This window comes from Deminuibacter soli, assembly GCF_003412455.1.
Lineage (GTDB): Bacteria > Bacteroidota > Bacteroidia > Chitinophagales > Chitinophagaceae > Deminuibacter > Deminuibacter soli.
This window is the reverse complement of the sequence record NZ_QTJU01000001.1, coordinates 1,297,362-1,323,094: the sequence shown is the minus strand read 5'-3', so window position 1 is coordinate 1,323,094 and position 25,733 is coordinate 1,297,362. Positions and strand designations below refer to the sequence as shown.

The following is a 25,733-nucleotide window of genomic DNA, read 5'->3' as shown; positions in this document are numbered from 1 at the left end:
AACTCCTGCGGAGCAGGTGGGGAGATGCGTTTCAATGTTTAAAGTTTCAGGTTTAACGTTGGTTATGGTACAAGAGCGGTTCAAATGTTCAAATTGTTCAAAAGTTCAATTTAACCGACATTTTTGCTTGGAAACCAACCGCTTCATTGAACGCTTGAACTTTGAAACCCCTTGAACCCTCCCAACCGGTTTGAGGGATAAAGAAGTCAAAATGCTTGATCCAAAACAGGTTGATAACCGCAAACACATTACTTTCTTGGCGTAAAACATACAACTTCGCCCTGCATCAGCTACTTTTGCAGTCCTTTAAAACAGGAATATGAGTTACCAGCATTTGTCTGAGCAGGAAATAATACGCAGGGAAAAACTCCAGGAGCTTACGCAACTGGGTATCGATGCGTACCCGGCACCCTTGTTCCCCGTGAGCCACTACTCCGGCGATATCAAGGCGCAGTTTACAGAAGAAAACAAAGATCAGTTTGCCAGCGTTACCGTTGCAGGTCGTGTTATGACCATCAACGATAAGGGCAAGGTGTTCTTTATCAAAATACAGGACAGTAAGGGACAGATTCAGCTGTATGTGAAGAAAGACGATATCTGCCCTGGTGAAGACAAGACCTTATTTGACAAAGTGGTGAAACACCTGGACCTGGGTGACATCATTGGCGTGAGCGGTTTTGTATTTATTACCCGCACCGGCGAAACCTCGGTTCATGCGCAAACATTTACCCTGCTTACCAAATCACTGAAGCCATTACCGGTGGTGAAAAGGGATGCAGAAGGCAATGTGTTTGATGCAGTAACCGATCCTGAATTCCGCTACCGCCAGCGTTATGCAGACCTGATTGTGAATCCCGAAGTACGTGACACGTTTGTAAAACGTACCCGTATCATCAATACCATCCGCGACTTCCTGAACCAACAGGGTGCCCTGGAAGTAGATACGCCCGTATTGCAGTCTATCCCCGGCGGTGCCGCTGCACGTCCGTTTACCACACACCACAATGCGCTGGACATTCCGCTGTACCTGCGTATTGCCAATGAATTGTACCTGAAAAGACTGATTGTTGCAGGGTTTGACTGGGTATACGAGTTCAGCCGCAATTTCCGTAACGAGGGTATGGACAGAACGCACAACCCCGAGTTTACCGTGCTGGAATGGTATACTGCATACAAAGATTACCTGTGGATGATGGAAGTAACCGAGCAGCTGTTCGAGCGCCTGGCTATTGCGGTACATGGTACTACCGATGTGCCTGTTGGTGATAAAATTATCAGCTTTAAAGCGCCGTTCAAGCGCATATCCATACACGATGCCATTAAAGAAAATACCGGCATTGACGTAAGCGCCATGGATGAAGACCAGCTGCGTGCTACCTGCAAACAGCTGCATATTGGCGTAACGCCGAGCATGGGCAAAGGCAAACTGATTGATGAACTGTTTGGCAATACCAGCGAGCACACTTACATACAACCGACTTTCATTATCGATTACCCGGTTGAAATGAGCCCGCTCACCAAAAAACATCGCAGCAAACCCGGACTGGTAGAACGTTTTGAGCTGATGATTAACGGCAAGGAACTGGCCAATGCCTATACCGAGCTGAACGATCCCATTGACCAGCGCGAACGCTTCGAAGACCAGGTAAAACTGATGGAACGCGGTGATGACGAAGCCATGTACATCGACTACGACTTTTTGCGTGCACTGGAATACGGCATGCCGCCAACATCGGGCATCGGTATCGGTATCGACCGTTTGGTAATGCTGTTAACCAACCAGCCTTCCATCCAGGACGTACTGCTGTTCCCGCAAATGCGCCCCGAGAAAACCAACGAACCACAAACAACAAAAACGGAAGAATAACTGCTTCAGTTTAACCGATACAAATGCCCCGGCAGCTTTATTGCTACCGGGGCATTTTTTTATCACGACAGGAGAACAGCCACGAGCTTCAGGCTGCGAGCCTGTTTGCCCTAAATCACCTCCGGCGATAGGTTTAATACTCGCTCAGGTCACTCACGACTGACGGCTGACGATTCACGCCAATACCAACTTCCCATGATTTTTTCTTTAACCTATTGCAAATGCGGATTGTTAGTATTATCTTAATTTTTAATTACTGATCTATGCTAAAACGCGGCCCTCGCTACGCGCATTTTACCGGTGTTTCTGCCGTTGTTTTATTTCCTGTATTAGTACTTCCCGATTACACAAACTGTTTCACAGTGTGAACAGCTGATAAGATATAGCTGAACCCCCATGTATTTGTATGCAGGCTCATTTGAGCCTGCTTTTTTATGTACTATCATTAGATAAATAAATCAGGATACAGTTGCCCACCCGGTTCTACGGCATACTTCGCAAGGTCGGTAATGCCTTCGGCAGCCAGTACTTCTTCATCTATAAACGTACGGCCTGTGTAAGCGAGGTTGGTTTTGCTGAGAATAAAGTAAGCGGCATCTGCAATAATATCGGGCGTACGGCTCATTTTAATGAGTGCATCGCCGCCCAGCAGGTTTTTCACTGCGGCAGTGGCAATGGTGGTTCGCGGCCACAGGGCATTGGCGGCAATACCCGCTTCTTTAAATTCACCTGCCCAGCCAAGTGTTAGCATACTCATGTTGAATTTGCTCATAGTATAAGCCACATGGGGCGACAACCATTTTTGCTGCAGGCTGATGGGAGGTGATAAGGTAAGAATATGCGGGTTATGCCCCTTCAGCAAATACGGCAGGCAATGCTGCACCACCAGGAAGGTACCGCGCACATTGATGTCGTACATTAGGTTAAATCGCTTGAGGGTGGTTTGGGGTGTGCCGGTAAGCTGAATGGCGCTGGCATTGTTGATCACAATATCGATACCGCCAAAGCGGTCTGCTGCTTTTTGCACGGCAGCGGCAATCTGTTCTTCGTCACGTATATCGGTTTGCACGGCGAGCGCCTTTCCGCCTGCTGCTTCTACTTCTGCTGCTGCTGAAAAAATAGTGCCGCCAAGGCGCGGGTCTTCTTCCACGCTTTTGGCGGCAATAACTATATTGGCTCCTGCTGCTGCCAGTTTTAGTGCAATGGCTTTACCAATGCCCCTGCTGGCGCCTGTAATAAAAACGGTTTGTTGCTGAAATGACATATAACAAGCGTATGGTTCACTTCAATTTACAGCAAAGCGTTTTACCAGCCCAGGAATTTTTTAATCACGTTCTCGGTTTCCTGGCAGGCCCTGTGCAAATCATCATTGATAATTTCACTATTGAAATGATGCTTGAAAGAGATTTCATACGCTGCCTTGTTTACCCTTGTCTGCAAGCTTTCTTCTGTTTCGGTGCCGCGGCTTTGCAGGCGCTTGCGCAGCTCATCTACAGAAGGCGGTTCAATAAATACCGATAATGACTGGCTGGGATACTGCTGCTGCACGTGAATAGCACCTTTTACATCAATATCCAGCATCGGCACTTTGTTCTCGCTCCAGATGCGTTCCAGCTCGCTTTTCAGCGTGCCGTAGTATTTGCCTTCGTACACCATTTCCCATTCTACAAAAGCATTTTCCTGTATCTTCTGCTGAAACTCCTGTTCGCTCATGAAGTAATAATCCACACCATTTTTCTCTGTACCACGTGCCTGCCTGGTAGCCGCAGAAATGGAAAATGCCAGTTGCGGGTATTTATGCAACAGGTAACGCGTGATAGAAGTTTTACCGGCACCGGATGGAGCGGTGATGATGATGATTTTTCCTTTTGCTGCTGACATAAGCTTGTTTTTATTGGTGCCACTGCACTTTTTCTTCGAGCGGAACGGCGCGTTTGCCTGTTTTGTCTACATTGTCGCTGTAACCCATGTACAGCAAGCCCATCATGGTGTCTTCTTCACGCAGCTGGAAATACTGTTTCATGGCTGGTTTCAGCGTCATACCGCCGGTGCTCCACAATACGGCAATACCCTGTTCTTCTGCGCCCAGCAGTATATTCTGCACAGCGCATGCGGTAGCTGCAATTTCTTCCAGTACGGGGATGTTGGGGTTTTCACCTCTTTTGCTGTACACGGCAATAATATGCGATGCATTGTCGCCCATGTGCAGGAATTTATCGTACGTAGCCTGCAAATATTTTTCTTCAGGTGTGTTGGCTTTGTACAGTTCTGCGTGATCGTTGCAAAAACGCTGTGCTGCCCCGCCTGCATATACTACAAAGCGCCAGGGCTCGGTGCGGCCATGTGTAGGCGCCCAGTCGGCCAGCTGCAGCAGCTGTTGTATGGTTTCGTTGGCTATTTTTTTGCCATTCAGTTTTCCAGGGCTAACACTGCGCCTGTCACGGATGATATCTTCCAGTTGTTTCATACTTGTTTGTTGTTATACCCTTTTTATGTCGGCGCCCAGTTTGCGTAAACGTTCGTCTATGTACTGGTAGCCGCGGTCAATTTGTTCGATGTTCTGAATCACGCTTTTGCCTTCTGCACTCAGCGCGGCAATCAGCAGGGCCTGACCTGCGCGTATATCCGGGCTGCTCATGGTAATACCCCGCAGCGGGTGTTTGCGGCCAAGACCAATTACGGTGGCGCGGTGCGGATCGCAGAGAATAATCTGCGCGCGCATATCCAGCAGCTTGTCTACAAAGAACAGGCGGCTTTCAAACATCTTCTGGTGAATCAGCACGCTGCCCTCTGCCTGCGTGGCCACCACCAGCATAATGCTGATAAGGTCTGGCGTAAAACCGGGCCAGGGATGATCGTAAATGGTGAGTACCGAGCCATCGAGAAAAGTAGCCACTTCATATTTTTCCTGTGCAGGAATGTAAATATCGTCGCCTCTTATTTCGAGCTGAATACCCAGCTGCCTGAATTTATTGGGAATTACGCCGAGGTGTTCAACGCCTGCGCCCTGGATGAGTATTTCACTCTGCGTCATGGCTGCAAGGCCAATAAAGCTGCCCACTTCAATCATATCCGGCAGCATGCGGTGTTCGGTACCGCCCAGTTTGGTTACGCCTTCAATGGTAAGCAGGTTGCTGCCAACACCGCTGATTTTAGCACCCATGCGGTTGAGCATTTTACACAACTGCTGTATATAGGGCTCACAGGCCGCGTTGTATATGGTGGTAATACCTTCTGCCATTACTGCTGCCATTACAATATTGGCGGTGCCGGTAACAGAAGGTTCATCCAGCAGCATATACGTGCCCTGCAACCTGGGTGAGCTTAACTGGAAATACCCCTGCGCATCGTCGTAATCGAACCTTGCGCCGAGTTTTTCAAAACCGATAATGTGCGTATCCAGGGGGCGGCGACCTATTTTATCACCACCCGGTTTGGGGATATAGGCTTTTTTAAACCTGGCCAGCATAGGGCCGGCCATCATTACACTGCCACGCAGTTTGGCGCCTTTTTTATGGAAGGCATCGGTAGCCAGGTAATCTACGTTTACATCGTCGGCCTGGAAAATGCAGGTGTCGCGTGTTACACGGTTTACTTTTACACCAATATCGTACATCAGCTCTATCAGCAGGTTCACATCCAGGATATCGGGGATATTGGAAATGGTAACCGGTTCGGCAGTCAGCAATACCGCCGAAATAATCTGCAGGGCCTCATTTTTTGCGCCCTGGGGAACGATGGTGCCTTTCAGCCGGTTGCCACCTCTTACTTCAAATGAAGCCATTTTGTTGTTTTGAATGCCGCGAAAATAATTTGAAAATCTGAGGCGATTCATATTTTTTACCGCAAAAGACGCAAAGAGAAAACCCGCGAAGGGCGCAGCGCAGTTTTTGATCGTTCTGAAGCACGAAGATCTAACTGCGCCGGAGGCGGCTGTGTCCCCACAGCTGCATCCCCAAACATGCACTGGCTGTGAAGACACAGCCAGTGGCAGATACTGTAAGCAAGTTTGCAGCTTGAGCCAATAGCTTTGCACAAAAAAAGAGCCCCGCTGTAAAACGGGGCTCTTTTTGATGCGCTGACATCTTATTTGAATCGCTTCTTGAAATTGTTCTGGCCTCCGCGGTTATCGCGGCCGCCGTTGTTGCTGCCGCGGTTATCACGGCTGCCATTGTTGCCACCACGGTTGTCGCGGCCATTGTTGCTGCGGTTGTTGCGGCCTTTGAAATTCTGGTGACGGCGACCGTTGTTGCTGCGGTAATCGTCCCGGTCCTGCATCTGGTTGCGGTGTTTGATGTAAGGGGTGTTGCTGAATTCCAGCTCGCCGCCGGTAATATTGTCCAGCTCGCTGCGAATGGCATCGTCGTGTACCAGCTCTTTGTGCCAGTTGCTGTATGCCAGTTTCATGTAATAGGCAATGGCGTGTGCAAAGCCTGCTTTTTTCTCGCCGTCGTCTTCTTTCAGCGCTTTGTCAATCACAATCTCGAGGTTTTTACCGAGGTGTGAATAACGGGGATAGCGTTTAGGATAAGGCAGCGGATCGGGCTTGGCCTTGTATGTTTCTTTCTGGGGGATAGGATAGGGACTATCCACATCCAGCTTAAAATCGCTGATGTAAAAAAGGTGATCCCACAGCATGTGCCTGAAGTCTTCCACGTTCTTCAGGTGGGGGTTCAGAAAGCCCATCAGCTCTATCACCACCTTGGTTTGCTGCTGGCGCTTTTCACGGTCATCAATAGAAAGCAGGTATTCCACCATTTTCTGGATGTGACGGCCGTATTCGCGCATTGTGAGGTAATTCCGGGCCGTGTTGTATTCCATGGACTCGGATGAATTGAAGTCAAGCATTATATGTACTTATAAATAAAATATGTAATGGGAGATGTTACAAAGGTAACAAAGATTTTACAACACCAGTTTTTTTATGCCTGCGGGCGAATAAGCCTGAAACAATTGGGCAATACCTCAATTTTCAGTTCTGCCGCCGTATCCCTTGGTTCGCCATCCACATGCAGGGGGGCGAGTTTGGGGTTGCGTATGGTTAAACCCGGGGTTTGAAAATACAGGATGTTTTTCTGCGACATATCATCTACCAGTTGCTGCAGCTGGTTATTGCCGCGAATCTGGCGTAAAATGGCGAAGGGCAACCTGGCCTTGTTCATTTTTTGCACTATTACCACATCCAGCAGCCCGTCTTGCAGGCTGGCCTGGGGTGCAATGGTTACATTGTTGCCAAACTGGTTGCCATTGGCAATACTGATAAAAAACGCATCTGTAAAGAATGAAAAATCATCCAGCAAAATCTCGAACTGGTACGGCTGCGCCTTAAAATAATTCATCAGGCTTTGCTGGGTGTAGGTAAGCAGTCCGCGACTTGCCTTTGCAGCAAAATCATGCGCCACCTGCGCATCGAAGCCGAGCCCGCTGAGCATGCACGAGAACCTGCCATTAATTTTAAATGCATCTACCGCACTGGCTTTGCCTTCCAGCACCAGCTCAAACGCCTGCCTGGGTTTGCGGGGAATACCTGCTGCCAGGGCCAGGCCGTTTCCGCTGCCAAAAGGGATAATACCAAAATTAACGGGCTGGCTGTGCAGGGCTTCAATTACCTGGTTTACCGTTCCGTCGCCACCGATGATGATGACATCGGTAATATGATCGCTGTATATTTTCTCTTTTAAGAAATCGTAATTGCCGCTCGCATTGGTAGGGATAATTTCATATTGCAGCTTTTGCTGGCGGCTGATGCTTTCTATCACTTTCAGCAGTGAATCTTTTTTAGAGGTTCCGGATATTGGATTAACCAGGTAAACGATATTACGACCAGTTACCGGTTTCTTTTTATCACGCTGCGTACCCACTATTTCTGCCTTTGATGAAATCGCTGTTCCGTAAGTCATTCTTCTGTTATTAGTGGTCATTCGCTCGCGCACATTGCCAATGACCGCGGACCAAAATAAATCAATGAAGCAATAATACACCTATGCCTGCGGCAATGTTGTTAAATAACAGATTTTACCATCCTGTTAACGCAAGCAAATCGTGTAAATCAAAGGTACAATAAGTAATTATCCGGCAAAGTTTTTCTGCTTTGTTAACAAGCATTTAAGCTCAGCCGTACCCGGAATGAAGGTTATATAATGCGGGCGCTTATGTTTAAGATTAGCGCTGCAACCCAGTCGCCAGGTTCAACGCATCCCTATTTTGTAGGAAGTCAACAGCATTCTACCGAAATTATAGGGAGTAACGTTACATATTTCCATTGTTAAGCGATATTTGCGGCTTGAATTATGGGGGTTGCTAACCTGTGAGGCACCGCTTCGGACGGTGCCCTTTAATTTTACGTGAAATTCCGGGTAATTGCTTAAATCATTTCGGCACCCCATTGTATTTGCTTACCTTTGCGGCCAATTTTGGGCCGATCTTTGCCAAAAACACGGGAAAGTAGGCCGCTCAACATTTCAATTTGTATGAATATAAGGAACATCGCAATAATTGCGCACGTTGACCACGGCAAAACAACCCTGGTAGACAGAATATTACAGACTACCAAAGTTTTCCGCGATAACCAGGAAACCGGTGAACTGATTATGGACAGCAACGACCTGGAGCGTGAGCGTGGCATTACCATCTTCAGCAAGAATGCCGCTGTTACTTACAAAGATGTAAAAATCAACGTAATCGATACTCCGGGCCACGCCGACTTCGGTGGCGAGGTAGAACGCGTACTGAAAATGGCTGATGGTGTAATTCTGCTGGTGGATGCGTTTGAAGGCCCCATGCCTCAAACCCGTTTCGTACTGCAGAAAGCCCTGCAGCTGAACCTGAAACCTATTGTAGTAATCAACAAGGTGGACAAACCCAACTGCCGCCCCGACGAAGTGCACGACGCGGTATTTGAACTGTTCTTCAACCTCGATGCTACAGAAGAGCAGCTGGACTTCCCTACTTTCTACGGTAGCGGTAAAAACGGCTGGTTCAATGATTCATTAACACCTACAGAAGATATCACCGCTTTAATGGATGGTATCCTGAAATATGTTCCTGCGCCCAAGGTATCTGAAGGTACCCTGCAGCTGCAGATCACTTCACTCGACTATTCTTCTTTCCTCGGCCGTATCGCCATTGGTAAAGTAACCCGCGGCAGCATCAAGGAAGGTCAGCCTATTGCGCTGGTTCAGGCAGATGGCAGCATCAAGAAAAACCGTGTGCGTGAACTGTACGTGTTTGAAGGCATGGGCAAAAGAAAAGTAACCGAAGTTATTGCCGGTGACCTTTGTGCTGTGGTTGGCCTGGAAGATTTCAACATTGGCGATACCATTGCCGATGCCGAAAACCCTGAAGCACTGCCTATCATCAGTGTAGATGAGCCTACCATGAACATGACGTTCAGCATCAACAACTCACCTTTCTTTGGCCGCGACGGTAAATTTGTTACCTCACGTCACCTGCGTGACCGCCTGATGAAAGAAACCGAAAAGAACCTCGCCCTGCGCGTGGTAGATACCGATAACGGTGATACCTTCCTGGTATATGGCCGCGGTATCCTGCACCTGGGTGTACTGATAGAAACCATGCGCCGCGAAGGTTACGAATTAACCGTGGGTCAGCCACAGGTTATCGTTAAATCAATCGACGGTAAAAAAAGCGAACCTTACGAAAACCTGGTGGTAGATGTGCCGCAGGAATTTGCAAGTAAAGTAATTGACCTGGTTACCCGCCGTAAAGGTGAAATGCATGTAATGGAAACCAAAGGTGACATGCAGCACCTGGAATTTGAAATTCCTTCACGTGGTTTGATTGGCCTGCGTACACAAATGCTCACTGCTACAACCGGTGAAGCTGTTATGGCGCACCGCTTTAACGAATACAAACCCTGGAAAGGTATTATCCCCGGCCGTAACAACGGTGTGCTGCTGGCTAAACAAACCGGTACCACTACAGGTTACTCAATCGATAAACTGCAGGATCGCGGAACTTTCTTTGTAGATCCGGGAGAAGAAGTTTACGCAGGTCAGATCATTGCTGAACACATTAAACCAGGCGATCTGATTGTAAACGCTATTGAAGGTAAAAAGCTCACCAACATGCGCGCAAGCGGTAGTGATGCTGCCACCAATATTGCGCCTAAAACACTGTTAACCCTGGAAGAATGTATGGAATACATTCAGCAGGATGAGTGTATCGAGGTTACGCCTAACAACATCCGTATGCGTAAAGTAATACTGGACGAGGAAGAACGTAAACGCGTATCACGTTCTATGAAAAGTGAAGAAGCATAGTAGCTATTGCACAATACTTAAAAGGCAGCCGGTTAACCTGCTGCCTTTTTTTATGCTTTACAGTTGCTTACAATAGAACAGCGTATCAACCGGCATACGTGGAAAAGCCTCAGGCAAGTCCGTTACCTTAACCGGGACATAACCATTTTTTTCATAAAACCGCAAGGCTGCCTGCAGTACCGGTACGGTACCCAGGTACAGGCCAGTGAATTTGCCCGCCACTGCGTGCGCTTCCATCAGCTGCAATAATTGCAGGGCCACACCAGCACCACGGTAATCGGCCCGCACAAACATTTTGCGGATGGCTCCCACCCCTGTACCGGTATCAATCAGGGCAATGGTACCTACCACCTCATCCTTACTGTTTACCGCGCACCAGAAATTGCCTCGCCCCTGCTGGTAAAAGCCGGGTATATCCTGCAGATCTGGCTGGTCGGCCAGCGTAACAGGCACGTTAAATTCGTTTTGCTGAATATGCGTAATAAGCGTTGCTACCGCCGCCCCGTATTTTTTTGTAAAAGGGATGATCTGTAAGTCGTTCATAGTAGTGTTGGTTAATAAACTGCAAGCTACGGGTTACAAGCTTGTTTGAATTATCTGCCACTGGCTGTGTGCTCACAGCCAGTACATGCTGCGGATACGGCTGCGGGGACACAGCCGTGGGCGATGTGAGGAGACACTCGCCGGACTTGCTAAGATAATCCCAACTGTCGGTGACTTTTTGGCTCACGGCTCACGATTCCCCAAAACTCCTACCTTTGCAAAAAGCAGGCATTGTTATGAAAAGAGGAGCAGGCATTTTTTTGTTGGTGGCACTGGTACTGTTGATTCCCGTGCTTACACAGGCCCAGTGTTCTATTTGCACCAAAACCGCTTCACAATTGGGAGAAGGGCCGGCCAAAGGTTTAAACGCCGGCATCCTGTACATGATGATGATTCCGCTCGGGATTATGGGCGTTATCGGTTACCGCTGGTGGGCCAGGGAAAGACAGTTATAATTCCTGCCTGATACGCCCCATATGATTCTCCCTGAAATCGCGCCTTGCGGCAATCAGGTACCGGAACATTGCCCGCGAACGGCGACCGTATAACAGGAAATTTTTCAGGTAAGTCATTACACCTTCCCGTAACGTAACCATCGAAGCCGGTGCTATTTTACCAAACTTTTTCTCCATGTACAACAGGTTACGGTACATGTAATAGCAGCGCAAAGGTGAATGTAAAAACTTCTGCTTTTTTACCAGGAACAACGATTTAATGGAAGCCCTGCGCACCTCGTTGCCAATGGCATGATGCAGGAAAATATTCTGAAAACGTACCAGCTTCAGTCCCTGTATATGCGCGCGCAAGCAATAGTCATAATCCACTGAATCAATAAACAGGTTTTCATCAAAACCGCCGATCTGTTTAAAGAGTGCCAGGTTTAAAATGGCGCCTGAAGTAATCAGTCCTTCATCCCGCACATCAACCGGCTCAGGCGTTTCGGTAGATACCACAGCATGATCACGGTCGTTATATGTGGTACCAAACATGGCCACCTGTTCTTTGCTTGCGTAGCTTTCAATACCCTGCAGGTAATAACGCCAGGTGGTTGCTTCGAAATATGAATCCTGGTCCATGGTCAGTAATAACGTAAACCCGTCACGGATGGCCATTTCAGCGCCCTGGTTCAGTCTTACAGCAATACCTGCATTCTGGAAATCATGAACGAAATGCACTTTAGGCAAAGCCATCAGCTTTTCTGCCAAAGGGGATACCGCTTCTGTATTATCGAATATATATAGTTTATCGACCAGGTCGCAATACGATTGGATGTTGGCAAGCTCATCTTCACCAAAATGGTATAATATCACTACTGCAGCAAGATTCATAAAGTCGATTAGGGGTTTACAGTGCAATACGCACTGAAAAGGCTCTTTTACAAACGCCCGGGCCTTTTTAACAATTGTTTAGTGTGGTTTTGAGGTAGGGATATTCTCCCGCAAAATAATGGAAAAATTGTAACGCCGCTAGCAGATACGCCAATTCTGCCCGCATTCAGCCTGTAATACCCGTAACACGAACAACAACTGCCAGATACGGTTTGGCAGGCCATCGCTGCCACAATTTTTTGCATTGTTCCATACCGGTACTGTATTTTTACCGCACATGACTAAAAGCTTATTATACCAGGCATACGGGCAGGCAGGCATTATCAACGAGTGCAGGTATTCGCTGCTGCGTTTACTGGCCACTTATGGCAACCAGCCTATTCCCGATGTAGTGGTATATACCGATCAGCCGGAAGCATTTGCCGCGTTTAAGGAAAAAATGCCGCTGCATATACAAACCATTACAGCAGCCGGCATTACCGCGTGGAAAGGCAATATACAGTTTGTTCACCGCGTTAAGATCGAAATTATCAAACATTGCCTGCAGCAGCGCGGCGGTAAAGTTATTTACCTCGATACAGACACATACTGTCTTGATACCTGCGAGCACCTGTTTAATGCCATTCAGCCCAACCAGGTATTGTTTCATGCAGATGAGGGCCGTATTGACCAGCCGCAGAACCTGCACATGCGCAAGTGGAAACAGTTTCTTGAAACCAATGCTATTGCAGCACTCCGCGAGCCCAATGCATTGCATACGCATATGTACAATGCCGGGTTAATTGGTTTATCGGCCGAACACCTGCCTGTGGTTGAAGCTGCATTGACACTTACCGATGCATTGTACCCGCTGTTCCCCAGGCATACGGTTGAACAGTTCTCTTTCTGTTATTCCTTTCAGCAAAAAGGCATTGCCATTAAAGAAGCGGCAGACCAGGTGTTTCATTACTGGGACCTCAAAGAGTTCCGCGACCTGCTGCAACGCTTTTTTGAAAAATACACGGGCAATACGGTTGACGCGCTTGCGGCAAAATCGGCAGATATATTGCCTGCAGCCATTGTTACCGACAAACGCCTGTACAATAACCGCAACACCCTGCAAAAGCTGATCAGCAATATTGGCGGCAAGGCCTGGACCATTGACCGGTACACTGTTTAATGAATGTTTATGCAAGCAAGCAATGCCCCTTTTATATCGGTGGTAATGTGTACCTACAATGGCGAAAAGTTCATTGACGAGCAGGTACAATCTATTTTACAGCAAACCTGGCAAAACATGGAGCTGATTATTGTAGACGATTGCTCTACAGACAGCACCTGGCAAAAACTGCAGCAGTGGCAACAGCAATCGACGCTGGTTAAACTGCACCGCAATGCACACAACCTTGGTTACAATAAAAACTTTGAATACGCTATACAGCTGGCTGCCGGCGACCTCATTGCATTAAGCGACCAGGATGATATATGGCTGTCCGAAAAACTGGAGCGACTGGTGCCGTGTTTCAACGATGCACAAACCGTACTGGCGCACTCCCGCTCGGTGCGCCTCGAAAACGGCAAGCTTGACTTTCATAAAGTAAGCCTGCAGCACCAGTTCTCCGGCAACGACACCCGCAGGCTGCTGTTCTTTAACCAGATGATGGGGCACGATGCCATGTTTCGCAGAAGCCTGGTACAACACATTGTTCCTATACCTGAACGCATGTCGTACGATTGGTGGATTGCCGTTGTGGCTACCTGCTACGGCAATATTGCTGCTGTTCCCGACTTTTTGGTGCATCACCGCATACACGGCAGCAATAATTTCTTTAGCAGCGGTGCTGCTTCCAAGAAAAAAGAACTGGACCTCGATGAAACCCTGCGCCTGTTTGATACCATACCTGCCATGAACGAGCGCACACACCGGCACATACACCAGCTGCTGCAGTTCCTGGACGTGCAGAACAGCTCGGCACACCCGCCATTTAACTGCGGTTTCTTCCGTTTTTTGCTGAAGAACAGGCAGGTGATATTCGGCCACAAACGCAGGCTGCTGCCCATTGTTTCGCATGTAAAAAACGCCATGCGTTACGCCAAAACCAGTTTCAGGGGTAAGGGTATTTCTATTTAATTCAACCGGCAGTATACACGCAAAATAGCGGGCAAAAACTAACTGCCTATATTTGCCGCATAATTTTATTCATGGCCGTTTCTGTTGTTATTATCGCCAAAAATGAAGCGCACGCAATTGAGCGTTGCATTAACAGCGCGCTGCAGTTAACAGACAATGTTCTGGTGATTGATACAGGCAGCACCGATAACACGGCCGCCCTTGCCGCCACTGCCGGCGCAAAGGTGGTACACAGCGCATGGCTGGGTTATGGCAACACCCGCAACTGGGGCGCGCCGCAAGCTAAATACGCCTGGATATTATCGCTCGATGCAGATGAAACCATTAGCCCGGAACTGGCGCGGGAAATAAAACAACTGCCGCTCAACGATAACAATGTGGTGTATAAAATAAAACGGCAGAACTTTTTCAGGCAGAAAAAAATACGCTTCGGCGCATGGAAAAACGACCAGGTACTGCGCCTGTACAACCGCAACAGCACCGGCTGGAACCAGGCACCCGTGCATGAAGATATTGAGCTGCAGAACATGCAGGTAACCCTGTTGCAGCAGTATATTCACCACTACACGGCAAAAGACTTTTACAGCTTTATACAAAAGAATCTCGCGTACGCGCAACTCAGTGCAAACAAGTATGCGGCGGCAGGTAAAAAAGCCGGTACGCTTAAAATGTATTTCTCTCCCTTATTTAATTTTTTGCAGGGTTATGTGTTCAGGCTGGGCTTTTTAGACGGCGTGGAAGGATGGTACATAGCCAAGGGCAATGCGTTTTACACTTTTATGAAATACGCTTTGCTTAAAGAAGCCAGCGCCAATAAAGAACACACTTAACTATTTAATGAGTTTGTAGTTTTTATACTCGCCAATCTTAAACCCGAGTATGTCTTCAATGGGTTGTATCCATTTGTCTTTCGGTTTGGCCCATACAGCTTTGGAGGGGTCGTACACAAAATTCCAGTCCTGCTGCTGTATGCGTTGCTGCATTACTGCCGGGTGCGGGCCGGTGAAACGCTGCAACCTGTCAACCCGCTGGTAATCGAATTCCTCCTGTGTTTCTTTCTGCTCCTGGTTGGGCTGCCAGAACGAAGTGAATGCCTGTGTGCGTTTGCTCATTACCTTGCCGGGGCGTACGCCGTTGTAATGATATACCGGCGCATCAATTTTTTTCACGTGCAGTTTTTCACCAAGCGATTGATCCTGGTTGTATTGCTCCAGGCTTTTGTATTTGCGGAAGCCCTGCGAATCGCGGTACGAGCGCATGCCTGGCAGGTTGCGGAACAGGCGTACTTCATGTGCATGTACGCGACGGGTGTTGCGGATATAATCAAAGCTTCCCCAGAAATGGAGGAAGGGCAGTATAAAACCTTCTACACGCGGGTCTGCATCGTATTGCTGAAGGGCAGCAGTTATTTTAGGCAGGTCTTTTTCATGAATCACTTCATCGGCCTGTATGTGAAAAGCCCAGTCACCCGTAATATGATCGAGCGCTGCATTGGCCTGCAGGGCAAATATTTTACCGCCTTCGCGCAGCGACATATCCCATACGGTATCTACAATTTTTATTTTCTGCGGATCGAGGGCCTGTACGGCTTCGCGTGTGCCATCTGTTGAATCACCCACGGCCACCACAAACTCGTCGCACACAGGCAGCACAGAACGTATCGCTTCCTGGAAAGGATAATCGTAATACAAACCGTTGCGTACATAGGAAAAACCGGAGATCTTCATACAAATGATTTAACAATAGGCTGTTGTAACAGCTTCCCGCGAATGTACAAAGTTCCCTCTTGCGAATGTCTTTTGCGGCATAATTCTGCAGAGGCACAAAACCGGGAATCATGATATTTGCGTTTGCAGTAAATTGCATGACTGTACCGAACTGAAACTATGATCAATTTTATTCCCATATTTCCACTGAACATTGTGGTTTATCCCGGCGAGAAGCTGAACCTGCACATTTTTGAGGAGCGTTATAAACAACTCATCCATGAATGCAGGGCCGAGAACAAACCCTTTGGTATTCCCACCGTGTTAAACGGCAAGCCCGAGGAAATGGGAACACTGGTTGACCTGGTTGAGATTGTGCAGGTACACGACAGCGGTTCAATGGATATTACCACACGTGGTGTAAGCGTGTTCCGCATGCTCGAAACCATACAGGTAGTACCAGACAAACTGTATAGCGGCGCTATTGTAGATTACCCGGCCAATGCCACGCAACAGAAGAAAATACTGCTGCAAAAAGTGCTGACTGATATACGTGAACTGCACCGGCTGCTGAAAGTATCAAAAGACTTTGGCAAACCGGATACAGCATTGCGCAGTTACGACCTGGCGCACCATGTAGGCTTGTCGCTGAACGAAGAGTACGAGCTGCTGCAGCTGCTGCAGGAAAATCAGCGGCTTGAATACCTGAAAAGGCATCTCGGCAAAGTGCTGCCCGTGGTATCGGGGATGGAAGAATTAAAAGAAAGAATACAACTCAACGGTCATTTCAGGGAACTGAAAGGATTTAACCTGGATTTCTGAGCCATATTAACCAAGTATGCAAACCACGCTTTGTTTCGATTTCGGCAACACGCGCCTTAAATGCGCTGTTTTTCATAACCGCACCCTGTCAACGGTACTGGTACTTGATAATGATGATACGGGCACCATTGCACAGCTGCTGCAAACGCACCGGCCTGCTTTTACGCTATTATCGTCTGTAGTGAATCACAACCCGGAAATAGAAACCCTGCTGGCGCAGCAATCTCATTTTCACAAACTGGATCACACCAGCAAACTGCCGGTAACCACACCCGTAGGCAAACCCGAAACCATTGGGGCCGACAGGCTGGGGCTGGTGTCTGCGGCTACTGATTTGTTTCCCAACCAGCACAACCTGGTAATAGGCCTGGGCTCGTGCATTACCTACAACTTCGTTAACAGGTTTCACCAATTCCTGGGCGGGGCCATTTCGCCCGGTATGGAAATGCGCCTGAAAGCCATGCACGATTATACCGCCAAGCTACCACTGGTAAAGGCAGAATGGAATTTCCCGCTGGTGGGTTACGATACCAAAACCAATATGCTCAGCGGCACCATCCTGGGTATGTGCAAAGAAATTGACGGCATGATTGAAGCATATGAAGAGCGTTACAATAACCTCAACGTATTGCTTACCGGTGGCGATATGCAGTTTTTCACCCCCCATCTCCGCAAAAAAATAACCGCCGATGCGGGATTGATGTACAAAGGTTTATATGCGATCAGCGAGGCAAACCGCTAACTTTGCCCAAATGTTAATAATCGGGTAACCACACATTTACAATGCTTACCGGGTTATCTTTGGGCCGCCCGTTGGCCTTAATGAATATATGAACCCATTTTTACACATAACCCGGTTGTACTGCCTGCCGGCACTGATAATCTGCTTTTGCCTGCTGGGTTGTGAAAACGACTACAAGGCCGTTCAGGCGCTTGCAACAAAAAAGATCGGCATCGACGAAATAAAAAATGTGGAGAGCTACCTAAGCCAGGGCGGGGCCATGCGCGCCAAACTTACCTCACCATTAATGCTGCGCTACCAGACAGACACGCCGAAAATTGAGTTTCCGCATACGCTGCACGTTGACATGTACAATGATAGCACCCAAGTAGAATCGCAGATTTTTGCCAAATACGGCCGCTTCCTGGAATCAGAACGAAAGGTGTACCTGCGCGACAGTGTGGTGGTATTTAATATCAATGGCGATACCCTGCGTACCGAAGAGCTGTGGTGGGATCAGAATAAACAAACCATTTACACCAAGAAAGAGGTGATGATACGCCAGCCCGGCAGCGACTACATGCATGGCCTGGATGGCATGGAAGCAGACCAGAGCCTTAATCACTGGACACTGTTCAACGCCTCGGCCAAACGCACCGTTGCCGACAGCACCATGCCCTGATGCCTGCTCAAACAAAATTTTCGTTGCCCGGTTATACAATCATCTTATTCCCATTATACCTAAAGTAATTTTATGGAATACCGCCGCATGGGCAAAACAGGTTTGCAGTTAAGCGTGCTCAGTTTTGGCAGCTGGGTAACTTTTCACAAACAGATAGAAACCAATACAGCCGATACGCTCATGGGTATTGCCTATGACAATGGCGTTAATTTTTTCGACAACGCCGAAGTATATGCACTGGGCGAAAGCGAAAAAATGATGGGCCGCGTGCTGGCCGGCAAACAGTGGGACCGTACTTCGTATGTACTCTCCTCCAAGGTATTCTTCGGCTGGCGCGGCAAACAAAACAAGCCCAACCAAACCGGGTTGTCGCGCAAACACATTACCGAAGCCTGCCACGAGGCATTGCAACGCCTGCAAACCAGTTACCTTGATATATTCTTCTGCCACCGCCCCGATAAAAATGTGCCCATCGAAGAAGTGGTATGGAGCATGAACCTGCTGATACAACAGGGTAAAATACTGTACTGGGGCACCAGCGAATGGTCTGCCACAGAAATTATGGAAGCCCACCTGCACGCACAGCGGCTGCACCTGATTGGTCCGGCGGTAGAGCAGCCTGAATACAACCTGTTCCAGCGTCAGAAAATAGAATGCGACTATTTGCAGTTATTCAATACGGTTGGCCTTGGCACTACGGTATGGAGCCCGCTTGCCAGCGGACTGCTTACCGGCAAATACAATAACGGCATACCTGAACAAAGCCGCCTGGCCATACAGGGCTTTGAATGGCTGAAAGACCAGAAATTACAGCAGGACAAGCTGGACAAAGTGCGCTCCCTACAGGATGTGGCAGATGAACTGAACGTAAGCCTCACCAACCTGTCGCTTGCCTGGGTTATCAGCAACCCGCATGTAACCACCGCCATACTGGGCGCCACCAAGGGCGAGCAGCTGGAAGAAAACCTGAATTCGCTGAATGTATTGCCGCTTTTATCAACAGAAGTAAAGGCGAAAATTGACAGTATTGTACGCACCAAACCCGTTTTACCCGAGTTTTAAAACATACATCCCCCAACCAAACGGTATGTTTGTGTAAGCGCCTGCTACGCAGAGGTTATTTGCACAGGTTACCGATTTATATTATTTTCGATATATGACCAATTTATACACTTTTCTGCTGATTGGTTGTACGCTCATCCTCATCGGTTTTTTTGCCGGTATAGAAATAGCGTTTGTCAGCGCAAGCCGTTTAAATATTGAACTGAAGAAGAAACAGGGGAAACGCAGCGGCCGTATCTTATCCCGCTTTATGGAGCAGCCGGCTACCTTTATCGGCACCTGCCTGGTAGGTATCAATATCTGCATGGTGGTATACGGCCTGCTGTTCAGCGATCTCATGAAACGCTCGCTCTGGAACCCGCTGCAAATTCACAACGAATACCTGAAACTGCTGTTCGATACCGTACTCAGCTCTGCCATACTGTTGCTGCTGGGCGAGTTTATTCCCAAAGCCATTTTCAGGGCCAAGAACGATGTACTGCTGAACTTTTTTGCCGGAGTATCGAACTTCTTCTACAAAATATGCTATCCCATCGCCACTATTTTCGTGTCTATTTCCGAATGGATACTGAAAAACATCTTCAACGTGCGCGTAAAAGAGACAAATGCGGCCTTCTCCAAGGTTGACCTGGAGCATTTTTTCCAGCAAACCAAGGAGCAGGATGAAGACAATTCTGAACTGAATACCGAGCTGTTCGAGAACGCGTTGTCGCTGCCCATGGTGAAAATACGCCAGTGCCTGGTGCCCCGTACCGAGATTGAAGCCGTTGATATTGAATCATCGGTAGATGAAGTGCTGCGCATTTTCGTGGAAAGCAAACTGAGCAAGCTGGTGGTGTACGAGGAAAACATCGACAATATTCTTGGTTTTATACACCAGCTGGATTTCTTTAAAAAACCCGCCACCATCCGTTCGGTGATGCTGCCCATCCCGGCAGTTCCCGAAAGCATGAGCGCCACCGACCTTATCAACAAATTCTCCAAAGAGGGCAAAAGCATTGCCTGGGTAATTGACGAATTTGGCGGTACCGCCGGCATTGTTACCATGGAAGATGTGCTGGAAGAGATATTCGGCGAAATACAAGATGAATATGATACTGAGGAGTTTGTAGAAAAACAGCTGGCCGAAAACGAATATATCTTCTCCGGCAGGCTTGAACTGGACTTTCTCAACGAAAAATACGGATTCGATTTCCCCGAAAACGAATCAGAAACACTTTCAGGTTACATTATTAACCAGTACGAAACCATTCCCAAGCTCAAAGAGCGCATTATCATCGACCGTTTCGAGTTTGATGTGCTCAACGTAAGCGACACGCGCATTGAAATGGTGAAGATGAAAGTATTGCGCTAAACCGCACCGTTTTTCCACCCGTATATTGGAAATCGTTAAAGCACACCGAATAAAATCATTTTGTTGGGGGTTGAATACCGCTACCGATTAACTTTGCCCCCTCACGACAGTCAATACATCAATGGCAAAATCTTTTTTCAGCAGAAGGAACGCGACGGCCGAAATGTCTTTTGTAGACCACCTGGAAGCATTACGCTGGCATATTTTACGGTCTGTTATCGCCATCCTGGTTATGGCAGTAGTGATTTTCATTAACATCGAATGGATTTTCACCAACATTATCGCAGGCCCCATTAACCCCGATTTTATCAGTTACAAGGCATTGTGCGATTTTAGTCACTGGGCGCATATGGGCGATGCCATGTGTATGCCGCCGGTGCATATTACCATGCAAACCACCACCTTCGGCGGTCAGTTTATCAGTGGTATCTCCATTGCCTTCATTCTCGGCTTCATTATTTCGTTTCCCTATATATTCTGGGAGTTCTGGCGTTTTATTAAACCTGCCCTTCGCCCGAAAGAGCTGAAAAACACCCGTTTTATCATATTCTGGGTATCCTTCTTCTTTTTCCTGGGTGCAGCGTTCGGGTATTTTTTGCTGGGGCCTTTTACGTTTAACTTCCTCGGCGGCTTTAAAATTGCCAACCTGGTAGAAACCAAACCCACCATTAACGACTACCTCGATAACCTTACCAATATCATCCTGGGTTGCGGCCTGGCATTTGAACTGCCGGTATTGTCGTTTGCCTTAACCAAAATCGGGCTCATTACGCCAGACGTGCTGAAGAAGTCGCAGAAATTCGCCATTGTGGTGATATTGATTGTGGCAGCGGTTATTACCCCCAGCCCCGACTGGATGAGCCAGACCATTGTATTTATCCCGCTCTTTTTATTATACCAGCTGAGTATTATTGTATCGGTACGTGCCTACAAAGACTATATGAAAGCTGATGAAGAACGCAGGGAAGAAGAGCCTGAAGAGTGGAGCTAGGTTTAATTTAGAACAAGAATGAACATACATACGAGTACACAGCAACCCATTGCCATTGGCAGCGACCATGCCGGTTTTGAATACAAGCAGGCAGTAAAGGAATGGCTCACTGGCAAAGGGTTCGCTGTGATCGATTTTGGAGCAGCATCTACCAGCTCTGTCGATTACCCCGAAGTAGCGCACCCGCTTGCAACCGCTGTTGAAAAAGGCGAAGCCGCCTTTGGTATTTTATTCTGCGGATCGGCCAACGGTGTAGCCATTACTGCCAACAAACACCAGCACATACGGGCCGGGCTGGCATGGAACACGGAAGTAGCCCAGCTGATACGCCAGCACAACAACGCCAATATTATTTGCATACCCGCGCGGTTTGTAACAACCGAAGCTGCCATGGAAATGGTACAAACATTCATGGATACTGCTTTTGAAGGCGGCCGGCATGAAACACGCGTAAACAAAATACCCTGCTGTTAGTGCATCAGATTATCTATCCCAAACAATCACATACATCATGAGAAAACAACTCCTTCCTGTGGTGCTTGCCTTAACTGCATCTGTTACGGCGATGGCGCAGGATAAAAACGCGGCCAAATATGCGGAGATCATCACCGCAGCCGATTTAAAAGCCAAGCTCAGCATTATTGCCGGCGCAGAAATGCAGGGCCGCGAAACCACTTCCCCAGGCCAGCGCAAAGCTGCCGCCTTTATCGAGAACCATTTTAAAACCATCGGGCTTAAACCCGGCGCTACCAACGGCTACCAGCAGCTTTACCCGGTGTACGAAGATTCACTGGCGCAGATTGCATTTAGCGTAAACGGTAAGGATTTCAAATTTGGTGAAGACATCAGCATCAATCCATCTTCACTTACCGATACCACCGCCACTATCAAAGAAGTAGTACTGGCCGGTTTTGGTATCAAAGATTCTATTTACGACGATTACAAAGACCTCGACGTAAAAGGCAAATGTGTGCTGATTGCCGATGGCGAGCCCAAACTCGAAAACGGTAACTACCTGCTCTCCGGCACCAATAAGCTGTCCCGTGCAGGCAACCTGCGCGCCAAAGTAATGTATGCCCGTGCAGCAGGTGCCGCGATGGTGCTTGTTTACCAGCCGCGCATTATGAACATTGGCCGTACCGGTCAAATGTATGTTAACGCCAGGGCCGGTGGTTTCAACACCATACTGGTAACTGCCAAAGTGCTGGAAGCCATTACACCTGGTCTTTCAAAAGATGCGGATACCATGATCGCTACCGGTCACAGTCTCTCTGCCAACTTTACCACTGCCATTAACCTTACGCTGAAAAAGCAGGTACTCACCCTGCAGAGCAGCAATGTAATCGGCATTTTACCCGGTACCGATAAAAAAGACGAATATGTTTTTGTTACCGGCCACTACGATCACCTGGGCATCAACAACGGCCAGATTTATTATGGCGCTGACGACGATGGATCGGGCACTACCAGCGTGCTGGAAATAGCACAGGCATTTGCCAAAGCCAAAGCACAGGGCCACGGACCACGCCGCAGCATGGTATTTATGACTGTATCCGGCGAAGAAAAAGGCCTGCTGGGTTCTGAATACTTTACCGCACACCCTACGATTGATTTAAGCAAGGCCAGCGTAGACCTGAACATTGACATGGTGGGCCGTATTGACCCTGACTACAAAGGCGATTCAACCAACTATGTATATGTGATTGGTGAAGACAAGCTGAGCAGCGACCTGCTGCCCATTAGCGACAGCATCAATAAAACCTATGCACACATGGAGCTTGACAGGCGTTTTAACGACCCTAAAGATCCTAACCGTTTCTACTACCGTTCAGACCATTTCAACTTTGCAAAGAATGGCGTACCGGTTATTTTTTACTTCAACGGTGTGCATGCCGACTACCACAGGCCAACCGACACGGTTGACAAAATCAACTTCCCTGAAATGGAGAAACGCGTAAAACTCGTGTTTTTCACAGCCTGGGAAATGAGCAACCGCGACAACATGCTCAAACGGGATATACCCCTGAAATAACCGCCGGTAAAACAGACCGCAGATTGAATTGAAAAGGCCCCGCAAGGGGCTTTTTTATTGGGCTAAAATCGGTAAGTTGCAGTTAATGGGTGAAGAAGCGCAGTATCTTAAGGTGTTTAATATGCCGCTTGCAAAACAACTGCATGCACGCCTGCCTGTGGTGCCTTTAAACCCTGCTTTTATTATTTGCGGTCATTGCCGTTTTGTAAACGAAGCCCATTATCATTTCTGTACCAACTGCGGCGCGCCGGTATTGCCCGAAAGCCATCCGCAAACCCTGTACAGGCTGCGTATGCGGCAACGCCTCGAAATGTTATCTGCCACAGAGGCGCCCATTCAATCTGCCCGTGTAATATTGTACCTGCTCACCGCCTTTTGCGGTACGGGTGTTGCACTGTTGTTAAGTGAAATGGACGAGCGCTATGTAATGTCGGTAATAGCTGCTTTGCTGGCCGTACTGTTTGGCGTACTTGCCTGGTGGAGCAGGCACAAGCCCTTTACCGCACTACTCATCAGCTTTGTAATTGTGGCCACGTTTTCACTCATCGCATTTGTAAACCGGCTGCACCAAACCTTTGCCACCCTGCAGGGTGTATACGGTTCGTTTATTTCCATCATTGTGTTGTATATTTTGCTCAGGGGCATACGCAATGCTTACCGGGCCGATATTATAAAAGCGGAGCTGGACATTTTATAGTGGAAGAACTGAACATTCATATTACCCACAGCACCTGCGGTGAATGCGGCGAAACAGTAAAACCGCATCACCGCTTCTGCTTTAACTGCGGCGCCTTCCTGGGCGGCGAGGGGGAGCGTATTGATGTGTTTAACAACAGCCAGCTGCGCCATGCCTTTGTGTTTTATTCGCTGTACCTGTTTATATGCCTGATGGTAAAATACACCGAGTGGTTTGGCAATTACGATCACCTGTTCTGGATAGAACTGCTGCTCGCCGCCATCACGGTTTCATTTGCTATCGCCAACCGCCGCAATGTACGGCCCTTGCTGTCGTTCAGGGGATTTAGTCCGCTTATTACTGCAGGCATTGTATTACTCGCCATCCTATTTTCCTTCCTTGTAAACCTGCTGGTGCACGAACTGAATGTATCCCTGTTTCACTCAGACGTAAGTTTTTACCGCGGCTACCGCATTTATATAGCACCCCGTTTGCTAATGGTATACTCTATTGCCTTAATGCCTGCGCTGTTTGAAGAGCTGGCCTTTCGCGGAGTGCTGTACGGTTATCTCGCCGAAGTAATGGATGAAAAATTGGTGATGATCATCACCGGTTTCATATTCGCCGCCATGCACCTCAATTTCATTTCCCTTATCTGGCTAATCCCTTTCGGCATCTTCCTTGGCTTTCTCCGCAAAAAATACCACACGCTTTGGTACGGCGTTATTTTTCACTTTGTATTTAACCTGGTGGCGTGTTTAATTGATTTGTATAACGAAGGGGTGCTGTTTTAGGGTAGGTGGTACGCTGCGCGGTGTGCACGCTTCAGTGGGTAATGAATAGGCATAGTAAATGATCGAAGCAGGTACTTCTACTCCGGCTGATACATGTGTACTACAATCCCCCCGGGGAATGACTTTACATCTGCCAGCTTCAGGTGAAGCGGTTTGTCAAGACCTGTGAACACCGGTTCGCCTGCACCCAACAGCACGGGATGCGTAACCAGGTGGTATTCATCAACAAGCCCGGTTGCAATAAGGTTGCGCATAAATCCTGCGCCGGCCATTGCTATAATGGGCTTTCCGGGCTGCGCTTTAAGTGCTTTGATACTTTCGGCAAGGTCTCCATCCAATACCTTTGCGCCTGCCCACGAAGCAGTAGCAGGCGTTTGCTCTTTATCGGGAAAACTAACACCTGCAAATCCATTTTGGGTAAACACCGCTTTGGGTATTTCGTTCATCGCTTCAGCCAGCGGGCCATGTGCCGTAACCCAGTATGGCGCCATCATTTCAAAGCTCTTTCTTCCCATAATAATCAGTCCGGCCTGCCGGGTATGCTCAACCAGCCAGGCGCGCGAATGTTCATCGCTGCTCTTAAACACCCAGTCTTTTTCTCCATTAGGGCCACCGGCAAAACCGTCAACAGAAACAGACATTTTCATGATCAACTTTCGCATAACTAAAAGATTTTATTATTCAAAAGTAGTCCGCCTGCCTCGCAGGCATGCAGTGCAAAAATGACAATCCGGCAGGGGCATTGTGCCAAAAAGAAATCCCG

General features: G+C 48.1%; 26 protein-coding genes. 16 read left to right on the top strand and 10 right to left on the bottom strand.

The window, feature by feature from the left end; genetic code table 11:
- Positions 1 to 319: 319 nt before the first annotated feature.
- On the top strand, positions 320 to 1,867 hold the full coding sequence (lysS, locus tag DXN05_RS05805; RefSeq protein ID WP_116846226.1) for a lysine--tRNA ligase: 1,548 nt from the start codon (positions 320 to 322) through the stop codon (positions 1,865 to 1,867).
- Positions 1,868 to 2,312: 445 nt separating this feature from the next.
- On the opposite strand, the gene DXN05_RS05800 is transcribed toward lysS, so the two are convergent.
- From DXN05_RS05800 to DXN05_RS05775, 6 genes are all read right to left on the bottom strand, one after another.
- Positions 2,313 to 3,131 carry an SDR family oxidoreductase gene (locus tag DXN05_RS05800; RefSeq protein ID WP_116846225.1) on the bottom strand — a complete coding sequence of 273 codons (819 nt, stop codon included), beginning with the start codon at positions 3,129 to 3,131 and terminating at the stop codon, positions 2,313 to 2,315.
- A gap of 41 nt (positions 3,132 to 3,172) precedes the next feature.
- Positions 3,173 to 3,748 (bottom strand): guanylate kinase, encoded by a 576-nt coding sequence (gmk, locus tag DXN05_RS05795; RefSeq protein WP_116846224.1) that lies wholly within the window; start codon positions 3,746 to 3,748, stop codon positions 3,173 to 3,175.
- A gap of 10 nt (positions 3,749 to 3,758) precedes the next feature.
- A complete protein-coding gene (locus DXN05_RS05790; protein WP_116846223.1) occupies positions 3,759 to 4,334 on the bottom strand; it encodes a nitroreductase family protein in 576 nt (191 codons plus the stop codon).
- A gap of 12 nt (positions 4,335 to 4,346) precedes the next feature.
- Positions 4,347 to 5,651 carry a UDP-N-acetylglucosamine 1-carboxyvinyltransferase gene (murA, locus tag DXN05_RS05785; protein ID WP_116846415.1) on the bottom strand — a complete coding sequence of 435 codons (1,305 nt, stop codon included), beginning with the start codon at positions 5,649 to 5,651 and terminating at the stop codon, positions 4,347 to 4,349.
- A 302-nt stretch (positions 5,652 to 5,953) separates the two neighbouring features.
- A complete protein-coding gene (locus DXN05_RS05780; protein ID WP_116846222.1) occupies positions 5,954 to 6,688 on the bottom strand; it encodes a DUF4290 domain-containing protein in 735 nt (244 codons plus the stop codon).
- Between the two features lie 101 nt (positions 6,689 to 6,789).
- Positions 6,790 to 7,767 carry a diacylglycerol/lipid kinase family protein gene (locus tag DXN05_RS05775; RefSeq protein ID WP_116846221.1) on the bottom strand — a complete coding sequence of 326 codons (978 nt, stop codon included), beginning with the start codon at positions 7,765 to 7,767 and terminating at the stop codon, positions 6,790 to 6,792.
- A 570-nt stretch (positions 7,768 to 8,337) separates the two neighbouring features.
- Between DXN05_RS05775 and typA the strand changes: the two genes are divergently transcribed.
- A complete protein-coding gene (typA, locus tag DXN05_RS05770) occupies positions 8,338 to 10,149 on the top strand; it encodes a translational GTPase TypA (RefSeq protein WP_116846220.1) in 1,812 nt (603 codons plus the stop codon).
- A gap of 57 nt (positions 10,150 to 10,206) precedes the next feature.
- Here typA and DXN05_RS05765 read toward each other — a convergent pair whose 3' ends face one another.
- The gene (locus tag DXN05_RS05765) at positions 10,207 to 10,692 is read right to left on the bottom strand and encodes a GNAT family N-acetyltransferase (RefSeq protein WP_116846219.1); all 486 of its coding nucleotides are present in this window, start codon (positions 10,690 to 10,692) and stop codon (positions 10,207 to 10,209) included.
- 236 nt (positions 10,693 to 10,928) lie between these two features.
- Here DXN05_RS05765 and DXN05_RS05760 point away from each other — a divergent pair, with 236 nt between their 5' ends.
- Positions 10,929 to 11,147: a hypothetical protein gene (locus DXN05_RS05760; RefSeq protein WP_116846218.1), complete on the top strand. Its 219-nt coding sequence runs from the start codon at positions 10,929 to 10,931 to the stop codon at positions 11,145 to 11,147.
- Here the strand turns inward: DXN05_RS05760 and DXN05_RS05755 are convergent.
- The gene (locus DXN05_RS05755; RefSeq protein ID WP_116846217.1) at positions 11,142 to 12,020 is read right to left on the bottom strand and encodes a glycosyltransferase family protein; all 879 of its coding nucleotides are present in this window, start codon (positions 12,018 to 12,020) and stop codon (positions 11,142 to 11,144) included. The genes DXN05_RS05760 and DXN05_RS05755 overlap by 6 nt on opposite strands.
- A 277-nt stretch (positions 12,021 to 12,297) precedes the next feature.
- Between DXN05_RS05755 and DXN05_RS05750 the strand changes: the two genes are divergently transcribed.
- From DXN05_RS05750 to DXN05_RS05740, 3 genes are all read left to right on the top strand, one after another.
- Entirely contained in the window at positions 12,298 to 13,179 is an 882-nt protein-coding gene (locus DXN05_RS05750) for a hypothetical protein (protein WP_116846216.1), read from the top strand.
- A gap of 9 nt (positions 13,180 to 13,188) precedes the next feature.
- Positions 13,189 to 14,130 carry a glycosyltransferase gene (locus DXN05_RS05745; RefSeq protein WP_158559139.1) on the top strand — a complete coding sequence of 314 codons (942 nt, stop codon included), beginning with the start codon at positions 13,189 to 13,191 and terminating at the stop codon, positions 14,128 to 14,130.
- A 71-nt stretch (positions 14,131 to 14,201) separates the two neighbouring features.
- On the top strand, positions 14,202 to 14,960 hold the full coding sequence (locus DXN05_RS05740) for a glycosyltransferase family 2 protein (RefSeq protein WP_116846214.1): 759 nt from the start codon (positions 14,202 to 14,204) through the stop codon (positions 14,958 to 14,960).
- Here the strand turns inward: DXN05_RS05740 and DXN05_RS05735 are convergent, their stop codons facing one another.
- Positions 14,961 to 15,857, bottom strand: a complete 897-nt coding sequence (locus DXN05_RS05735; protein WP_116846213.1) for a glycosyltransferase — start codon at positions 15,855 to 15,857, stop codon at positions 14,961 to 14,963. It abuts the gene before it with no gap.
- A 159-nt stretch (positions 15,858 to 16,016) separates the two neighbouring features.
- Between DXN05_RS05735 and DXN05_RS05730 the strand changes: the two genes are divergently transcribed.
- From DXN05_RS05730 to DXN05_RS05685, 10 genes are all read left to right on the top strand, one after another.
- Positions 16,017 to 16,658 (top strand): LON peptidase substrate-binding domain-containing protein, encoded by a 642-nt coding sequence (locus DXN05_RS05730; protein WP_116846212.1) that lies wholly within the window; start codon positions 16,017 to 16,019, stop codon positions 16,656 to 16,658.
- 16 nt (positions 16,659 to 16,674) lie between these two features.
- Positions 16,675 to 17,400, top strand: coding sequence for a type III pantothenate kinase (locus DXN05_RS05725; protein WP_116846211.1), 726 nt, complete (start codon positions 16,675 to 16,677; stop codon positions 17,398 to 17,400).
- A gap of 88 nt (positions 17,401 to 17,488) precedes the next feature.
- Positions 17,489 to 18,061, top strand: coding sequence for an LPS export ABC transporter periplasmic protein LptC (gene lptC / locus DXN05_RS05720; protein ID WP_116846210.1), 573 nt, complete (start codon positions 17,489 to 17,491; stop codon positions 18,059 to 18,061).
- Positions 18,062 to 18,133: 72 nt separating this feature from the next.
- A complete protein-coding gene (locus DXN05_RS05715; RefSeq protein WP_116846209.1) occupies positions 18,134 to 19,123 on the top strand; it encodes an aldo/keto reductase in 990 nt (329 codons plus the stop codon).
- Positions 19,124 to 19,217: 94 nt separating this feature from the next.
- Positions 19,218 to 20,477 carry a hemolysin family protein gene (locus DXN05_RS05710; protein WP_116846208.1) on the top strand — a complete coding sequence of 420 codons (1,260 nt, stop codon included), beginning with the start codon at positions 19,218 to 19,220 and terminating at the stop codon, positions 20,475 to 20,477.
- A 121-nt stretch (positions 20,478 to 20,598) separates the two neighbouring features.
- Entirely contained in the window at positions 20,599 to 21,468 is an 870-nt protein-coding gene (gene tatC, locus DXN05_RS05705) for a twin-arginine translocase subunit TatC (protein WP_116846207.1), read from the top strand.
- Between the two features lie 18 nt (positions 21,469 to 21,486).
- Positions 21,487 to 21,942, top strand: a complete 456-nt coding sequence (gene rpiB / locus DXN05_RS05700) for a ribose 5-phosphate isomerase B (RefSeq protein WP_116846206.1) — start codon at positions 21,487 to 21,489, stop codon at positions 21,940 to 21,942.
- Positions 21,943 to 21,979: 37 nt separating this feature from the next.
- Positions 21,980 to 23,500, top strand: coding sequence for a M28 family peptidase (locus DXN05_RS05695; protein ID WP_116846205.1), 1,521 nt, complete (start codon positions 21,980 to 21,982; stop codon positions 23,498 to 23,500).
- A gap of 76 nt (positions 23,501 to 23,576) precedes the next feature.
- Entirely contained in the window at positions 23,577 to 24,197 is a 621-nt protein-coding gene (locus tag DXN05_RS05690) for a zinc ribbon domain-containing protein (protein WP_158559138.1), read from the top strand.
- Positions 24,197 to 24,970 carry a CPBP family intramembrane glutamic endopeptidase gene (locus DXN05_RS05685; RefSeq protein WP_116846203.1) on the top strand — a complete coding sequence of 258 codons (774 nt, stop codon included), beginning with the start codon at positions 24,197 to 24,199 and terminating at the stop codon, positions 24,968 to 24,970. The genes DXN05_RS05690 and DXN05_RS05685 overlap by 1 nt, the downstream gene beginning before the upstream one ends.
- A gap of 77 nt (positions 24,971 to 25,047) precedes the next feature.
- Here the strand turns inward: DXN05_RS05685 and DXN05_RS05680 are convergent, their stop codons facing one another.
- A complete protein-coding gene (locus tag DXN05_RS05680) occupies positions 25,048 to 25,632 on the bottom strand; it encodes a dihydrofolate reductase family protein (RefSeq protein ID WP_116846202.1) in 585 nt (194 codons plus the stop codon).
- Between the last annotated feature and the right edge of the window lie 101 nt (positions 25,633 to 25,733).

Bases quoted from the DNA above. Each gene is read 5' to 3' on its own strand.
- DXN05_RS05775 (WP_116846221.1), bottom strand. From the start codon at position 7,767: ATGACTTACGGAACAGCGATTTCATCAAAGGCAGAAATAGTGGGTACG.
- DXN05_RS05765 (WP_116846219.1), bottom strand. From the start codon at position 10,692: ATGAACGACTTACAGATCATCCCTTTTACAAAAAAATACGGGGCGGCG.
- gmk (WP_116846224.1), bottom strand. From the start codon at position 3,748: ATGTCAGCAGCAAAAGGAAAAATCATCATCATCACCGCTCCATCCGGT.
- DXN05_RS05740 (WP_116846214.1), top strand. From the start codon at position 14,202: ATGGCCGTTTCTGTTGTTATTATCGCCAAAAATGAAGCGCACGCAATT.
- DXN05_RS05755 (WP_116846217.1), bottom strand. From the start codon at position 12,020: ATGAATCTTGCTGCAGTAGTGATATTATACCATTTTGGTGAAGATGAG.
- murA (WP_116846415.1), bottom strand. From the start codon at position 5,651: ATGGCTTCATTTGAAGTAAGAGGTGGCAACCGGCTGAAAGGCACCATC.
- DXN05_RS05710 (WP_116846208.1), top strand. From the start codon at position 19,218: ATGACCAATTTATACACTTTTCTGCTGATTGGTTGTACGCTCATCCTC.
- DXN05_RS05750 (WP_116846216.1), top strand. From the start codon at position 12,298: ATGACTAAAAGCTTATTATACCAGGCATACGGGCAGGCAGGCATTATC.
- DXN05_RS05780 (WP_116846222.1), bottom strand. From the start codon at position 6,688: ATGGAATACAACACGGCCCGGAATTACCTCACAATGCGCGAATACGGC.
- typA (WP_116846220.1), top strand. From the start codon at position 8,338: ATGAATATAAGGAACATCGCAATAATTGCGCACGTTGACCACGGCAAA.
- DXN05_RS05790 (WP_116846223.1), bottom strand. From the start codon at position 4,334: ATGAAACAACTGGAAGATATCATCCGTGACAGGCGCAGTGTTAGCCCT.
- DXN05_RS05680 (WP_116846202.1), bottom strand. From the start codon at position 25,632: ATGCGAAAGTTGATCATGAAAATGTCTGTTTCTGTTGACGGTTTTGCC.
- DXN05_RS05800 (WP_116846225.1), bottom strand. From the start codon at position 3,131: ATGTCATTTCAGCAACAAACCGTTTTTATTACAGGCGCCAGCAGGGGC.
- lptC (WP_116846210.1), top strand. From the start codon at position 17,489: ATGAACCCATTTTTACACATAACCCGGTTGTACTGCCTGCCGGCACTG.
- lysS (WP_116846226.1), top strand. From the start codon at position 320: ATGAGTTACCAGCATTTGTCTGAGCAGGAAATAATACGCAGGGAAAAA.
- DXN05_RS05715 (WP_116846209.1), top strand. From the start codon at position 18,134: ATGGAATACCGCCGCATGGGCAAAACAGGTTTGCAGTTAAGCGTGCTC.
- DXN05_RS05725 (WP_116846211.1), top strand. From the start codon at position 16,675: ATGCAAACCACGCTTTGTTTCGATTTCGGCAACACGCGCCTTAAATGC.
- DXN05_RS05730 (WP_116846212.1), top strand. From the start codon at position 16,017: ATGATCAATTTTATTCCCATATTTCCACTGAACATTGTGGTTTATCCC.
- DXN05_RS05760 (WP_116846218.1), top strand. From the start codon at position 10,929: ATGAAAAGAGGAGCAGGCATTTTTTTGTTGGTGGCACTGGTACTGTTG.
- DXN05_RS05745 (WP_158559139.1), top strand. From the start codon at position 13,189: ATGCAAGCAAGCAATGCCCCTTTTATATCGGTGGTAATGTGTACCTAC.
- DXN05_RS05735 (WP_116846213.1), bottom strand. From the start codon at position 15,857: ATGAAGATCTCCGGTTTTTCCTATGTACGCAACGGTTTGTATTACGAT.
- DXN05_RS05695 (WP_116846205.1), top strand. From the start codon at position 21,980: ATGAGAAAACAACTCCTTCCTGTGGTGCTTGCCTTAACTGCATCTGTT.
- rpiB (WP_116846206.1), top strand. From the start codon at position 21,487: ATGAACATACATACGAGTACACAGCAACCCATTGCCATTGGCAGCGAC.
- tatC (WP_116846207.1), top strand. From the start codon at position 20,599: ATGGCAAAATCTTTTTTCAGCAGAAGGAACGCGACGGCCGAAATGTCT.